The 15,112-nt window shown below is 56.8% G+C and carries 10 protein-coding genes; 1 reads left to right on the top strand and 9 read right to left on the bottom strand.

Features of this window, described 5'->3' with window-relative positions; genetic code table 11:
• Positions 1–419: 419 nt before the first annotated feature.
• The 4 genes from pssA to M0G74_RS16105 all read right to left on the bottom strand — a co-directional run bounded on the left by pssA (position 420) and on the right by M0G74_RS16105 (position 4,802).
• Entirely contained in the window at positions 420–1,337 is a 918-nt protein-coding gene (gene pssA, locus M0G74_RS16120; protein WP_248219522.1) for a CDP-diacylglycerol--serine O-phosphatidyltransferase, read from the bottom strand.
• A 118-nt stretch (positions 1,338–1,455) separates the two neighbouring features.
• Positions 1,456–2,481 (bottom strand): ketol-acid reductoisomerase, encoded by a 1,026-nt coding sequence (gene ilvC / locus M0G74_RS16115; protein ID WP_160154492.1) that lies wholly within the window; start codon positions 2,479–2,481, stop codon positions 1,456–1,458.
• Positions 2,482–2,558: 77 nt separating this feature from the next.
• Positions 2,559–3,050, bottom strand: coding sequence for an acetolactate synthase small subunit (gene ilvN / locus M0G74_RS16110; protein WP_043320882.1), 492 nt, complete (start codon positions 3,048–3,050; stop codon positions 2,559–2,561).
• A gap of 15 nt (positions 3,051–3,065) precedes the next feature.
• Entirely contained in the window at positions 3,066–4,802 is a 1,737-nt protein-coding gene (locus M0G74_RS16105; RefSeq protein WP_248219517.1) for an acetolactate synthase 3 large subunit, read from the bottom strand.
• A 543-nt stretch (positions 4,803–5,345) separates the two neighbouring features.
• On the opposite strand from M0G74_RS16105, the gene M0G74_RS16100 reads away from it, so the two are divergent.
• Positions 5,346–5,834: a DUF4124 domain-containing protein gene (locus M0G74_RS16100; RefSeq protein WP_248219515.1), complete on the top strand. Its 489-nt coding sequence runs from the start codon at positions 5,346–5,348 to the stop codon at positions 5,832–5,834.
• Positions 5,835–5,915: 81 nt separating this feature from the next.
• On the opposite strand, the gene M0G74_RS16095 is transcribed toward M0G74_RS16100, so the two are convergent.
• The 5 genes from M0G74_RS16095 to rluD form a co-directional block, all read right to left on the bottom strand.
• On the bottom strand, positions 5,916–8,978 hold the full coding sequence (locus M0G74_RS16095) for an efflux RND transporter permease subunit (protein WP_248219511.1): 3,063 nt from the start codon (positions 8,976–8,978) through the stop codon (positions 5,916–5,918).
• 46 nt (positions 8,979–9,024) lie between these two features.
• Positions 9,025–10,248, bottom strand: a complete 1,224-nt coding sequence (locus tag M0G74_RS16090; protein ID WP_248219509.1) for an efflux RND transporter periplasmic adaptor subunit — start codon at positions 10,246–10,248, stop codon at positions 9,025–9,027.
• Positions 10,249–10,329: 81 nt separating this feature from the next.
• The gene (clpB, locus tag M0G74_RS16085) at positions 10,330–12,936 is read right to left on the bottom strand and encodes an ATP-dependent chaperone ClpB (RefSeq protein ID WP_160154497.1); all 2,607 of its coding nucleotides are present in this window, start codon (positions 12,934–12,936) and stop codon (positions 10,330–10,332) included.
• A 254-nt stretch (positions 12,937–13,190) separates the two neighbouring features.
• The gene (pgeF, locus tag M0G74_RS16080; RefSeq protein ID WP_248219503.1) at positions 13,191–13,952 is read right to left on the bottom strand and encodes a peptidoglycan editing factor PgeF; all 762 of its coding nucleotides are present in this window, start codon (positions 13,950–13,952) and stop codon (positions 13,191–13,193) included.
• Between the two features lie 84 nt (positions 13,953–14,036).
• Complete coding sequence (gene rluD, locus M0G74_RS16075; RefSeq protein WP_248219499.1) at positions 14,037–14,990, bottom strand: 23S rRNA pseudouridine(1911/1915/1917) synthase RluD; 954 nt, start codon at positions 14,988–14,990, stop codon at positions 14,037–14,039.
• Between the last annotated feature and the right edge of the window lie 122 nt (positions 14,991–15,112).

The raw sequence follows: 15,112 nt of genomic DNA, 5'->3' as shown, positions 1-15,112 counted from the left end.
CTTTAACAGCGACATTCCCAACCCCGAAGGATCTACCCGAGACCCCGGTCGAACACTCAGCAAGTGCGCTTGGCAACCTTGCTTGAGGGCGCGCATTATAGCGAGCTCTCCGACCTCGGCAAGCACTTTTTGAAATTCTTTTTCAGAGAAAAACTCTTTGAAAATCAATCGGTTATCTTACTTTCTCGCCGCGCTTTGGGTTGCCCCTACAGCGGTGAGGGCGCGAACTATACGAGCCTGCCCCGGGCAACGCAAGCGCTTTTTTGAAAAAGTCGCAAAGCGGCCGCAATGCGGGGCCCGACAGTTTCGCCAGGGGGATCTCTTCAGAATAGTATCGAGACAGGAAGTTGCCAAATGCGGAAGGGGGAACTGCCGGCCAATCAGGATCAAATCAGACCGGCAGCCAATCTTGAGGGCTGCTACTTCTCCCCTGAATCGCCGGCATTGTGCACAGTAGGTTTTTCCTTACTTTCCTCTCCAGCCTCGCCTTCTGCTGCTGCCACGCTATCGCCAGCAACCTGACTGCGGCGCTTGCGCAGCCCTTTCAGGGCCCAGGTTACGGGACCGGAAAAGGTATAGATGATCGCAATCACCAGCAGCACTCGTGGCGGATCGATAGTGACAAGACTGAAGATCAGGATGATAGCCAGCATCATCACGAAGGGAACCCGCCCTTTGAAATCCAGCTTTTTGAAGCTCGAGTAGTGAAAATTGGAAACCATCAGCAGTCCGGCAGCGACAGTAACCAATGCAGCAACAATGCCAAGCCCTGTGCCGACATCAGCCTCATGCCCTACCCAGACCATACTGGCCACTATTGCTGCCGCAGTAGGGCTGGCAAGCCCGATAAAGACACCTTTGTCTACAGTGTCCACCTGGGTGTTAAAACGAGCCAGGCGCAGTGCGGCGCAGGCTGCATAAAGAAAGGCCGCCGCCCAACCCAGCTTGCCCAGGGGCTCCAGCCCCCAACTGAATACCACCAACGCCGGCGCCAGACCAAACGAAACCATATCGGAAAGCGAGTCGTACTGGACCCCGAAGGCACTCTGGGTGTCAGTGAGCCGGGCAACACGGCCGTCCAGGCCATCGAGGATCATGGCCGCAAAGATGGCAATGGCAGCAGCCTCGAAGTTGCCACTCATTCCCGCAACGATGGCATAGAAGCCACTGAACAGTGCGCCGGTCGTAATCAGGTTCGGCAGCAGGTATACCCCTTTTGCTCGCACCTTTTTACCGCTGGCAGAGAGCTCCTCTTCAATATGCTCATCTACCGGCAAGCGGATTTCCTCTTCTGCACGTGCACTATCTGCTCCCGAAGCGCCTTTATTGTCGCTCATACAAGCTTCCTTCCCGACTCAAATCAGTTGATATGGTTGCGAGTGTACAGTGACGAACCGGCAAAAAAAAAGCGGCGAGGCCGCAAAGCCTCGCCGCTTTTTGATCAAAGGTCAGCGCTTAGCTGTTACCTTCGGTCTTGTCGATGATTTTGTTGGCCTTGATCCAGGGCATCATCGCGCGCAGCTTGGCACCTACCTCTTCGATCTGGTGCTCACCACCGATACGGCGTTCCGCTTTCAGACGCGGTTGGCCAGCCAGAGACTCCAGCATGAAGTCTTTAGCAAATTTACCGGTCTGAATATCTTTCAGAACGCGCTTCATTTCCGCCTTGGTCTCTTCGGTAACAATGCGCGGGCCGGTAACGTAGTCGCCGTACTCTGCCGTATTGGAGATAGAGTAGCGCATATCCGCGATACCGCCCTGATACATCAGGTCGACGATCAGCTTCAGCTCATGCAGACATTCAAAGTACGCCATTTCCGGTGCGTAACCAGCTTCGGTCAGGGTTTCGAAGCCCGCCTGTACCAGCGCAGAAACACCACCACACAGTACCGCCTGCTCGCCGAACAAGTCGGTTTCAGTTTCTTCACGGAAGTTGGTTTCGATGATTCCGGAGCGGCCACCACCGTTCGCAGATGCGTAAGACAGGGCCAGCTCTTTGGCGCTGCCGGAGGCATTTTGATAGATGGCGATCAGGGTCGGGACACCGCCACCTTCCAGGTAAGTAGAACGTACAGTGTGACCCGGGCCTTTCGGCGCAATCATGATCACATCAACGTCTTTCGGCGGCTCGATCAGCTCAAAATGCACGTTGAAGCCGTGGGCGAACGCCAGAGCAGCGCCGGCTTTCAGGTTCGGAGCCACCTGCTCACGATATACCCCGGCCTGATACTCATCCGGAGTCAGAATCATCACCACATCAGCATCTTTAACCGCATCGGCTACTTCGGCAACACGCAGACCGGCCTTTTCCGCCTTGGCCCAGGAAGCAGAGCCCTTGCGCAGACCAACCACGACGTTGCTCACACCGGAATCTTTCAGGTTGTTGGCGTGGGCGTGGCCCTGGGAACCGTAACCGATGATCGCAACGGTTTTGCCTTTGATCAAAGAGAGGTCACAATCTTTATCGTAATAAACGTGCATAACTTACTTCCTACTTAATGTGCTTTGAATTTCAGTCCGGGCTGAAACCCGGAAATTCCTACTTCGATGTTTGACGCTCAAATACTGAGAATTTTCTCACCACGGGCAATCCCGCTTACTCCGGAGCGAACAACTTCCATGATGGTGTGCTCGCCCAGCGCCTGTAAGAAAGCGTCGAGTTTTTCACTGGTACCGGATACCTGTACCGTGTACATGTTGCTGGTGACATCAACAATCTGACCGCGGAAAATATCCACACTGCGCTTTACTTCATCACGCTGTGCACCGGTCGCGCGCACCTTCACCAGCAGCAGTTCGCGCTCAATATGTGAACCCTCGGTTAGATCCACCAGCTTAACCACGTCGATCAGTTTGTTCAGATTCTTGGTGATCTGTTCAATCTTGTGGTCATCCCCGATGGTGGTCAACGTAAGACGCGACAGCGTCGCATCTTCGGTCGGCGCCACAGTGAGGCTCTCGATGTTGTAGCCTCGCTGAGAAAACAGGCCAACCACGCGCGACAAAGCACCGGGCTCGTTCTCCATCAGAACTGAAATAATTCTGCGCATTTTGCTTACCTCCCTTTACGTCCGTTCCGTCTTGCTGAGCCACATATCCCGCATGGAGCCACTCGGCATCACCTGCATGGGGTAAACGTGCTCAGACGGATCGACGTATACGTCGATAAACACGGTGCGATCCTTGATTGCGAAGGCTTCGGCCAGCTTACCGTGCAGCTCATCGCGGTGCTCGATCTTCATGCCCAGATGCCCGTAGGCTTCCGCCAGCTTGATGAAGTCCGGCAGGGACTCTTCATACACACTGTTGGACAGACGGCCTTCGTACTGCATTTCCTGCCACTGCTTAACCATGCCCAGGGCCTGGTTATTCAGACACAGGATTTTCACCGGCAGATGGTACTGGGTTGCCGTAGACAGCTCCTGAATACACATCTGGATACTGCCTTCACCGGTCACACAGACCACTTCGGAATCCGGGAATGCCATTTTCACCCCCAGTGCCGCCGGCAGGCCGAAGCCCATGGTGCCGAGGCCACCGGAATTGATCCAGCGACGAGGCTTGTCGAACAGATAGTACTGCGCGGCAAACATCTGGTGCTGACCAACATCTGAGGTCACGTAGGCGTCGCCATTGGTGATCTGGTGCACCGCGCTGATCACTTCCTGCGGCATGATCATGTCGCCATCGGTGCGGTAGCGTGGCGCCGTATAGAGACCGTGGCGCTCACGCCAATCGTCGATCTGGCGCCACCAATCCACGATCGCGGACTGGTCCGGCATCTCCTTCGAGGCCTTGAGCATTTCCAGCATTTCGGCCAACACCGACTGCACCGTGCCCACAATCGGCACGTCTGCAGTGATGGTTTTGGAAATGGACGCAGGATCCACGTCAATGTGAATGACCTTGGCACCGGGGCAGAACTTGTTCGGGGTATTGGTTACCCGGTCATCAAAGCGCGCGCCCACTGCAAAAATCACATCGGCGTGATGCATGGCGGTATTGGCTTCGAAAGTACCGTGCATACCGAGCATGCCCAGGAAGCGCTTGTCGGTGCCCGGGTAGGCACCTAGCCCCATCAGGGTATTGGTTACCGGGTAGTTCAGGCGCTGGGCCAGCTCGGTCAGCAACTCGGCGCCGTCGCCCTGAACCACACCACCACCGGCATAGATCACCGGCCGCTTGGCGGACAACAGCAATGCCACCGCCTTGCGAATCTGGCCGGTGTGACCTTTGCCCGCCGGCGTGTAGGAGCGCATGCGCAGTTTTTCCGGATACTTATACGGAAAACGGTCCACCGGATTGGTGATGTCTTTGGGGATATCAATCACCACCGGGCCGGGACGGCCAGTAGAGGCGATAAAGAAGGCTTTTTTGACAACCTCGGGAATTTCTTCCGCGTTCTTCACCAGGAAGCTGTGCTTAACGATCGGGCGTGAGCAACCGACCATATCGGTTTCCTGGAAGGCGTCTTCACCGATTTTGTCAGAAGGTACCTGGCCGGAGATGACCACCATCGGGATGGAGTCCATATAAGCCGTCGCAATACCAGTAATGGCATTGGTTGCACCTGGACCGGAAGTCACTAGTACCACGCCGGTTTTACCCGTGGCGCGGGCGTAACCGTCCGCCGCGTGGGTTGCGCCCTGTTCGTGGCGCACCAGCACGTGCTTGATGCCCTTCTGCCGAAAGATGGCATCGTATATATGAAGTGCCGAACCTCCGGGGTAACCGAATATCAGGTCAACCCCTTCATCCTGCAGCGCGCGAACCAACATATCGCCGCCGGAGAGTAATTCCACTTGAGCCCCCTCAAAATTTCCCATTTTTAGGATCCGCATCATCCACAAACCACAGAAAAGCCGGACGGCGCGAAAGCCAGACGGCGATTCTAAAGGAAAAGCGTGATAAATATCAGCCTTAAACGCAGATTTAGCCCGTTTTTTAGGATAACTTCACGGTGACGCCAAATTGCGCGGAACCCGACCGGTAGCGGAACCGGGGTGCGGGCCCCAAGGCCTCCAGATGGGGAGGGCCTCCTCGACAGGAGATGGCGGGCGCTTAACCCGCCGGAAAGAGAATGAGAGCCGCAGGGTGTTGCGGTGCCATCGTCTTTGCCGAGCAAGGGGTAAATTCTCCAGCTTGAGCACTGGGTGTCAATAGAAGAAACACGATTGAGCCCCATAACGGGGCAACTCTGGTATCGGCCTTGCGCAAAATTGTTAACTGGGTTGCGAGATACCCCGCTCCCCCCGTTACAATCAGCGGCAGTCTGGTGACTTTACCCAGTCACAACCGCACCCAATGCGGCGACCAAGCACAACAACGACACAAGGCAACTCTTCATGCGCACTTTCATCGCGACCCTGACTCTCGGGCTTGGCCTGGCCGCAAGCGTGCAGGCCGACGGCATCTTCAAGTGGGTCGACGACAACGGGGTGGTGCACTTCGGCTCCCAGCCCCCGAAGCAGGAGCAGGTAGAAGTCGTGAAGGCGCCCAAATCCGAGCGATTCAAACAATGGCAGCAGGAACAGGACGCCCTGATCGCCCAGCGTAAAATGGCAACTGCCAGCGAGCCGGTGAGCGAAAAGACCGCTGGCGACTCCGAGCCGGCACCCCAGCCCGAGCAGCAGAATACCCAAGCGGCCGTCAGCCAGGCTGAAAAAGCGGCGCGCGCTCTGCGCTGTCGCAATGCCCAGCAACGGTTGCAGGAGCTGCAGTCACACGCCAGGGTGCGAGAAGTAGACGCCAGCGGAAACTACCGGGTTCTGCCAGAACAAGAGAGGCAGCAGCGTATCCAGCAAGCCCGCGAGACGGCACAAACCAACTGTTAACAGAACCCGCGCGCCAGACACCCTTCCCATAGGTTTCCCTTCAGTCAGGGTGGGACACTTAGCAGTCCTGCCCTGACAGCGTCACCCGTTGTGCCCGTGACGATAATCCCGCCCCAAATACATATACATGGCCGGCAGCACGAACAGGGTAAATACGGTCCCAATCGTCATTCCCGAAGCCACCACCAACCCCATCGCAAAGCGTGCCCCACCACCGGGGCCCGCAGCAATCAGCAGCGGCACCATGGCAAGCACCAGAGAAGCCGTTGTCATCAGAATTGGTCGAAGCCGAATCGCCGAAGCCTCTTCAATGGCCTCACGTTTACTGCGACCCTGTTGCTGTAACTGGTTGGCAAACTCCACAATCAATATGCCGTGTTTGGAGATAACACCGATCAGCGTCACCAACCCCACCTGGGTATAAATATTCAAGGTGGTAAGCCCCAGGCTGACGAAAATCATGGCACCACACACGCTCATCGGCACCGTCACCAGCATAATCAGAGGATCGCGCCAGGACTCAAACTGGGCCGCCAGCACCAGGTATATAACAATCAAGGCGAAGAAGAAGGTCAGCAAAAGATCAGAACCTTCGCTTTTGAACTGGCGCGACTGCCCGGAGTAATCCGTGGAATACTCCCGCGGTAAAACCTCCTGTGCGGCCGACTCCAAAACCCCAAGTGCTTCACCGAGAGGAATACCCGGCCGGGGCACTCCTGAAATGGTCACTGCATTCAACTGCTGGAATCGCTTCAGCTGCTGGGGTTCAACAGTCTCCTTCAACTGTACCAGCGTGGACATGGGCACCAGAGTACCGTCACCGGCCCGGATGTAATACTGCAGCAACTGTTCACCGGTCAGGCGATCCGCACGCACCACCTGAGGAATAACCTTGTAGCTGCGGTTCTCCAGTGAAAATCGATTGGTATAGGCACCAGACATCATGGCGCCCAACTCCCGCGCCACATCGGCCATGGTGATGCCGATCGACGCGGCCTTGTCACGATCAACCACCACCGTCAAACGCGGTTTATCGAGCTTCAGGTCCGCATCAAGGAAGATAAATTTTTTCGTCGCAAGCGCGCGCCCCATGATGTCATCGGCAAAGCTCGCGAGGCTGGCAATGGGTTCCGTGGTGCCAATCACAAACTCCACCGGCAAGGTACCGCCTGCCGTGGGCAGGCTCGGTGGCACGAAGGTGGCTACTTTCAGCCCCGCAATCTGGGAGACCTCCGCATTGATGACTTCCTGCATTTCCTGGGTGTTTTTATCCCGCTTGTTCCAGGAAGACAGCACAAAACCCGAAATGGCGCTATTGGCACTATTGCCGGCGCCACCAACGCCATTTAACAGAAACAGGTTTTCCACTTCCGGGTGGCGGTCGCGCACGCCGTTGATTTCATTGGTGTACTGTTCCATATAATCCAGGGTGGCAAAAGAGTCACCGCGGGCAATCCCCAACACAAAACCGCGATCTTCTTTCGGTTCCAGCTCACTGGGTGATGTGACAAACAGGAAGTAGCAGCTGACCAGAACGATCAAGCCAAAGACAAGAATCACCAGCCGATCATCCAGCGCACCGTGCAACCGCCGACGATAGCTGGACTCCAACCGCCCCAGGCCACCCTCCAGCCAGGCCTCAAAACGATTGCCGCGTTCACCATCCTCAGCCCGCAAAACCCTCGCCGCCATCATTGGCGACAGGGTCAGCGCTACCACCCCTGAAAGCAGCACAGCCCCGGCGAGCGAAAACGCAAATTCCACAAACAGGGTGCCGGTCAAGCCACCGAGAAAACCAATGGGGAGATACACCGCGATCAGGGTAGTGGTCATGGCAACGATGGGCCAGGCCAGCTCCCGCGCACCTTTAAAGGCCGCCTCCTGCGGCGACAATCCCTCTTCAATATGACGGTGCACGTTTTCCAGCACGATAATCGCATCGTCCACCACAATGCCAATCGCCAGAACCATTGCCAGCAGGGTGAGCAGATTGATGGAAAAACCCATCAACAACATCAGAAACAGCGCTCCCACCATGGACAAGGGCACGGCGACGGCGGGAATGATCACACTGCGCAGCGACCCCAGGAACAGATAGATCACCACAATGACAATCAGCACCGCCTCAGCAATGGTCTTGATGACTTCGTTGATGGAGTCCTGGATATACTCGGTGCTGTCGTAGGGAATTTCTCCCAGCATACCTTCCGGTAACTGCGGGAAAATCTCGCCATGCAGCTTGTCCCGCACATCGGCAATCACATCGAGAGCATTGGCGTCGGGCGCGACTTCCACCGCCACGAAAGTCGCCGATCGGTCGTTAAAGGTCACCGAGGTCTCGTACGACTCTGACCCCAGCTCCACTTCCGCCACATCCTCCAGGCGCACCAATTGATCATCGTCGGCGCGCACAACCAGTTTGCGAAATGCATATTCGGAGGCAATGTCGGTGGCCGCGCGGATATCCATCGCCACCCGGGTACCCTTGGTGCTGCCTACTGACGCCAGGACGTTGTTTCGCCGCAGTGCCTCGCTAATATCGCCGGGGGTTACTCCTTGGGCGGCCATCTCGGCAGGTTTGAGCCAGATACGCATGGCAAAGGTACGATTGCCGAGCAGGGCTGCCCGCTGTACTCCGGCAATGGTCGAGAGCTTTGGCTGGACGACACGGGTGATGTAATCGGTTATCTGGTTGTTATCCAGGATCTCGGAGGAAAAGGACAGGTACATGGCGGCAATGGTCTCTCCTACCGCCAGATCTACCGTGGGGTCTTCTGACTCCACCGGCAGCTCATTGCGCAGCTTATTGACCTTGGCCACCACCTGGGTGAGTACTTCGTTGGGATCGTAATCCAGACGTACATACGCCTGAATGACCGAAGCCCCCTGGATACTGGTGGAGACGATGTAGTCCAGCCCATCCGCGCTGGCAATTTCCTGCTCAAGAGGGGTGGTGATAAACCCCTGAACCAGATCCGCGTCGGCCCCCACATACACGGTGGTAATGGTGATCACCGCATTTTCCAGTTCCGGATACTGGCGGACATTAAGCTCGGACGCAGAACGCAAACCGAGAAGAAAAATGAACAGGCTGACTACACAGGCCAGTACCGGTTTGCGAATAAAGATATCGGTAAAATTCACTCGGCATCCTTGCCTGCGCTAGGCAACATTTTGAATCCCGCGTCTGCTAACTGTTATCCGGCTTGGGGTTCAATTGATCCGGTGGCGGGTTGTCATTGTTGATAATGACCGCACCTTCGTTGCGCAGCTTTAACAGACCACTGGTGGCTACCTGCTCCCCCGCTTCCACGCCTTCGGTGATTTCGATCAAATCGCCGCGCTCCTCACCGGTTTTAATGAAACGTTTGACGGCGACCCACTCGGGGGCATTCTTCGAGCCACTCTTCGGGGCGTTCTTCGGGGGATTGGTTGCGGCATTGGTAGCAGAGTTGGCTGTAGCTTTCGGGTCACTTGTTTTTGGTTTACGGATAACAAACACCGCATTGCCGTAGGGAGCAAAACTGATTGCCGTACGGGGAACCACGAGTACGTTGCGAAACTTTTCCACTTTGACGGCAACATCGGCAAACATCCCCGGGCGCAACGTTCGTTCGCGATTTTCCAATGTCGCCTGCAATAGGAAGGTACGGTTGCGGGGATCGATCGCCGGATCTATGGCCGAAACTCGCCCCTGGAACGCTTCCCCGGGAACGGCCGCGGCCGTCAGTTCTATGCCCTGCCCTTCGGCCACCCGGGAAAAATCCTGCTCCGACAGGGAAAAGTCCACATAGATAGGGTTCAGCTGCTGCAGAGAAACGACGGTATCACCGGGTGCTACATTCTCCCCCAGGTCGATCTGTCGAATACCCAATTGACCGGAGAATGGAGCGGTGATCGTCCGCTCACTGATGGTGGCGCGCTGCACCGCCAGGTTGGCAAGTACCTGATCTATCGTTGCCTGGGCCTGGTCCAGCTCGCGCAGTGTCGCAACGCCTTTCTTGTACAGCTCAGAAATGCGCTTGAAATCCCGCTCGGCCAGGCGCCGTTCGGCCTCCAGCACCTTGATCTGGGCGGTTTCCGGGTCCGCAGTCAACTCGGCAAGCAAGGTGCCCTTTTCCACCGACTGACCGGACTCGAAGTAAATGGCTTTAACCTCGCCCTGGGCCTGGGTCGTGACATTGACGCCATTGATGGCGCGCAGACTGCCAACCGCCTGCAGGCGAGTCTGCCAACGCTGCTGATCCACGCGCGCGGTGGTGACGGTGGCGGGCGGCAATGACATGTTGTCCATAAACTGGTTCATCATGTACTTGCCGAAGAATTTAAATCCGAAGACACCGCCAAACACCAACAGGCAACCCAGCAGCATCCACAGCATGCGCCGGTTAAATATCTGCCTCGCCAGTGCCATACATCAGATCCATTGATGCTCACCTCAGATTGCCGCCTGCCCCCAGCACAGGAGCAGGCAGCAAAACGACGAGAGGAAGTGTTATTTGTTGAAGACCGCCTTGTCGCCTTCCAGGGTCGCGTGGATGGTATCGCCGGGAACAAATTTTCCGGAGAGCACATCCTGTGCCAGTGGGTTTTCCAGCCACATCTGGATCGCCCGCTTCAAGGGCCGCGCGCCGTAAACCGGGTCAAACCCTACATCCGCAAGTTTGCCGAGAAGCTCGTCGGACATCTCCAGTTTCAGATCGCGATCCGCCAGGCGCTTGCGCAGGTTGTGCAATTGAATTTCGGCAATGGAGCGCACTTCGGCACGATTGAGCGGGTGGAACACCACCACTTCATCGATGCGGTTTATGAGTTCCGGACGGAAATGCTGACCGACGACTTCCATCACCGCCGCCTTCATCTGGCGGTAGTGGATTTCGCTGTCGATTTCGTCATCATCGCGGGCACTGGCGTATTTCTGGATCAGGTCCGATCCAAGGTTAGACGTCATCACTACCACGGTATTGCGGAAGTCGACGGTGCGACCCTGGCCATCGGTAAGGCGACCATCTTCCAGCACCTGCAGCAGAATGTTGAATACATCCGGGTGCGCCTTTTCCACCTCGTCCAGTAACAACACCGAATAGGGTTTGCGGCGCACCGCTTCGGTGAGATAACCACCCTCCTCGTAACCCACATAGCCCGGGGGCGCTCCGATCAACCGGGCCACGGAGTGCTTCTCCATAAATTCCGACATATCGATGCGCACCATGGCGTCTTCGGTATCGAACAGGAATTCGGCCAGGGCCTTACACAACTCGGTTTTACCCACACCGGTGGGGCCCAGGAACAGAAATGAACCATTGGGGCGATTGGGATCAGCAAGCCCCGCACGGGAGCGGCGCACGGCATTGGATACCGCCTCAACGGCTTCATCCTGGCCGATCACCCGGTCGTGCAGGTTGGCCTCCATCCGCAGCAGTTTTTCACGCTCACCCTCGAGCATTTTGGAAACGGGAATTCCGGTCCAGCGGGAAACCACTTCCGCAACCTCTTCATCGGTGACCCGGTTTCGCAACAGCTGGTTGTCACTGGTGTCACTGTTGTCGGAAGCCAGTTTCAACTGCTGCTCCAGCTGGGGAATAACACCGTATTGAATTTCCGACATTCGGGTAAGGTCACCGGCACGGCGCGCCGCGTCCATATCCAGCTTGGCCTGCTCCAGCTTGTTCTTGATGTCTGCACTGCCGGCCAGCTTGGCTTTTTCCGCCTTCCAGATTTCTTCCAGATCTGCGTACTCTTTCTCGATACTGTCGATATCCTCTTCCAGCTTTTGCAGGCGCTTTTTCGCCCCTTCATCGTCCTTGTCTTTCTTGACTGCCTCGCGCTCGATCTTGAGCTGGATCAGGCGTCGCTCCAGCTTATCCATCTCTTCCGGCTTGGAATCAATTTCCATTCGGATACGACTGGCCGCTTCGTCGATCAGGTCGATGGCTTTGTCCGGCAGCTGACGGTCGGTGATATAGCGCTGGGAGAGTTTGGTGGCGGCGATAATGGCAGAGTCGGTAATATCCACCCCGTGGTGCACTTCGTAGCGCTCTTTCAGCCCCCGAAGAATGGCGATGGTGTCTTCCTCGGTAGGTTCATCCACCAACACTTTCTGGAAGCGCCGCTCCAGTGCCGCATCTTTTTCAATGTACTGGCGATATTCATTCAGCGTCGTCGCGCCTACGCAGTGCAGCTCACCGCGCGCCAGCGCCGGTTTCAGCATATTGCCTGCATCCATAGCGCCTTCGGCTTTGCCGGCGCCCACCATGGTGTGCAGTTCGTCAATGAACAGGATGACGCGCCCTTCCTGTTTGGAAAGCTCATTCAACACCGCCTTGAGGCGCTCTTCGAATTCGCCGCGGAATTTGGCACCGGCCAGTAGGGAACCGAGATCGAGGGACAGCAGGCGCTTGTCCTTGAGCCCCTCGGGCACTTCACCGTTGACAATACGCTGGGCCAATCCTTCGACGATGGCGGTTTTGCCGACCCCAGGTTCGCCGATCAGTACCGGATTGTTTTTGGTGCGGCGCTGCAGCACCTGAATAGTGCGGCGAATTTCGTCGTCTCGGCCGATCACCGGATCCAGCTTGCCCGCCTCCGCGCGGGCGGTCAGGTCCATGGTGTATTTGTCCAGCGCCTGGCGCGCTTCTTCCGCCTGGGGATCATTCACCTTTTCATCGCCGCGCACTTTGCTGATGGCATCCTGTAGATGCTTTAAATCACCATGGGCATTGAGAATTTTTGAAACTTCACCGGCGGCGGCATCAAATGCCGCCAGCAAAACGGTTTCACTGGCGATAAAGCTATCGCCATTTTTCTGGGCTTTTTTATCCGCCAGGTTGAACAGGCGCATCAATTCTTGGGACATTCCCACATCACCGGTGGGCGTGCCCACAGTGGGCAGGCTATCGAGGCGTTTTGCGAGGTCATTGCGCAGGCCATTGATATTAAAGCCGGCCTGATTGAGGAATGCGGTGGTACTGCCATTGGACTGGTCCAGCAGTGCCTGCAGCAGGTGTTCGGGGTAAATCTGATTATGATCGCGACCGACGGCAATGGATTGAGCGTCGGCAATGGCCGCTTGCAGCGGGTTTGTCATCCGGTCGATGCGCATTGTACTTTTCCCTCTCCTGATCAATAACACGCCGGGAAGCCAGAACTACGGCGCGTGGAAACGCAATGACGAATACAGTCTAGTGCTGATCAGTAATTTGCGGGCAGATGAGAGGTTTTCAAGTTTTGCACTTCGTTACCACCTGTCCAGTTACAGGGCGAAACTGGACAGGACAGGAAAAGAGCAGGAGAACAGAAGTAGAGGGCGACGGGTTTACCCTGACTGGCGAATCTATTAAAACGCCAGACAGAAAACTATTCGAACCAGATAAGTGACGCCATGCGCCCGGTATTGCCATCGCGGCGGTAGGAAAAGAAGTCTTGCTCCTCAGAAACCGTGCAGCGGTCGCCACCATAAATCTCGGTAACCCCCAGTTCGGCCAACTCCGCGCGCCCCAGTCCGTAAATGTCCGCAAGAAAATGCAGTGGCTTTTTGGCATGCGGCACAAAACACTTGGCAATCGCGGATCCGTGGGATTCACTCATGGAAGACTCAAACGCCGCTTCTAACACATCCACCCCACATTCGAAGGCTTGTGGACCTATGGCCGGACCGAGCCACACCAGCAGGTCTTTTGGTGCCGTCGCCATTGCCCTGATGGTTTCGCGAATGACTCCACCCGTAAGTCCACGCCAACCGGCGTGGATAGCCGCCACTTCACTGCCATCGCGGCTGCATACCAGAAGCGGCAGGCAGTCCGCCGTCAGTACCGCACACACGGTATTCTTTTCGGCAGTAAAACTGGCGTCCGCGGTGCGCACTTTGCCATCGCCCTGCGCCTCGACCGCCTTGTCGCTGTGAATCTGTTCCAACCACTGGGGGTCGCCCGGTAGCGCAAGCTCCCGACGCAGCTTATCGCGGTTGGCAGCCACCGCCTCCGCAGCATCCCCTACGTGATCCGCCAGATTGAACGCGCGGTAATCCCCCTGACTATGACCATCGCCACGCAACGTAGAAAAGGCGCGCACATTGGCGGGCGCGGGCCAATCCGGGGTCAGGTAGTGTTCAGCAGACATGGTGGTTCCTACTAGGGTGGTTCCGACTAAGGTGGTTCCGTCGAAAGTCACGCAGTGTGTGATTGAGAAGTTAGAGTGCCGGGGTCAGTCTTTATCGTCCCGCAGGTACTCGAGAAGCTGCAGCATATCCTCAGGCATGGGCGTCGACCAGTGCATGGATTCACCGGTTTGCGGATGAATCAGAGCCAACTCGGCGGCGTGCAGGGCCTGGCGTGGAAACTGCTGCAGGGCTGCGATCAATTCCGGAGCGGCACCCGGCGGCAGTTTGCTGCGCCCCCCATACAAAGGATCGCCAATCAACGAGTGGCGAATATGCGCCATATGCACCCGAATCTGGTGGGTGCGACCGGTTTCCAGCTGGCAACGTACCAGGGTGTGGGCGCGGAACCGCTCTTGCACACGGTAGTGAGTAATTGCTTCCTTACCGCCAAAGTCCAGCACCGCCATTTTGAGACGATTCTGCCGGTGGCGTCCCATTGGGGCATCCACGGTACCGCCGACCCGCATGTTGCCCTGCACTATGGCATCGTACTGGCGGCTGACCGTGCGCGCCTTGAGCTGATCCACCAGGGCGGTTTGGGCCGGCAACGTCTTGGCCACTACCATCAGGCCACTGGTGTCCTTGTCCAGGCGGTGCACTATGCCGGCACGGGGGATCTGGTGCTGGCCGGGGCAGTGGGCTAACAAGCCGTTCAACAGCGTGCCATCCGGGTTGCCCGCAGCGGGGTGCACTACCAGGCCTGCCGGTTTATTGATCACCAGCAGGCTGTCGTCTTCAAAGACGATATTCAGGTCCATGTCCTGTGGCAGCCACTCGCCCTGGGGCTCGAGTTCGGCCCGCAACTGCAGGCTTTCTCCGCCGAACAGCTTGTCTTTGGGCTTGCCAGTACGGCCATCTACAGTGAGTTGGCCGCCTTTTATCCAGGCCTGCAGGCGCGCGCGGGAATAATCAGGGATCAAATCCGCTGCGATCTGGTCAAACCTCTGGCCCGCGCACTCCGCGGGCACTTCGATATCGATATGTATTTGATTGCTCATCCGAGAGGGTCTAATACTTTGGGCTGGCGGGGCGCTGTGGTTAAATAGCTGCCCTTCAGCCCCCGGTGAATTTTAGGGCGGCTAGTTTAATAAGGTTGAGACAAATAATGATAGAGCGTGGG

The organism is Microbulbifer sp. CAU 1566, assembly GCF_023156515.1.
GTDB lineage: Bacteria > Pseudomonadota > Gammaproteobacteria > Pseudomonadales > Cellvibrionaceae > Microbulbifer.
The sequence above is the reverse complement of the archived record's forward strand: the minus strand, read 5'-3'. Positions and strand labels throughout refer to the sequence as shown.

Coding starts and splice junctions, on each gene's coding strand:
- pssA (WP_248219522.1), bottom strand. CDS start 1,337: ATGAGCGACAATAAAGGCGCTTCGGGAGCAGATAGTGCACGTGCAGAA.
- ilvC (WP_160154492.1), bottom strand. CDS start 2,481: ATGCACGTTTATTACGATAAAGATTGTGACCTCTCTTTGATCAAAGGC.
- ilvN (WP_043320882.1), bottom strand. CDS start 3,050: ATGCGCAGAATTATTTCAGTTCTGATGGAGAACGAGCCCGGTGCTTTG.
- M0G74_RS16100 (WP_248219515.1), top strand. CDS start 5,346: ATGCGCACTTTCATCGCGACCCTGACTCTCGGGCTTGGCCTGGCCGCA.
- M0G74_RS16090 (WP_248219509.1), bottom strand. CDS start 10,248: ATGGCACTGGCGAGGCAGATATTTAACCGGCGCATGCTGTGGATGCTG.
- clpB (WP_160154497.1), bottom strand. CDS start 12,936: ATGCGCATCGACCGGATGACAAACCCGCTGCAAGCGGCCATTGCCGAC.
- pgeF (WP_248219503.1), bottom strand. CDS start 13,952: ATGTCTGCTGAACACTACCTGACCCCGGATTGGCCCGCGCCCGCCAAT.
- rluD (WP_248219499.1), bottom strand. CDS start 14,990: ATGAGCAATCAAATACATATCGATATCGAAGTGCCCGCGGAGTGCGCG.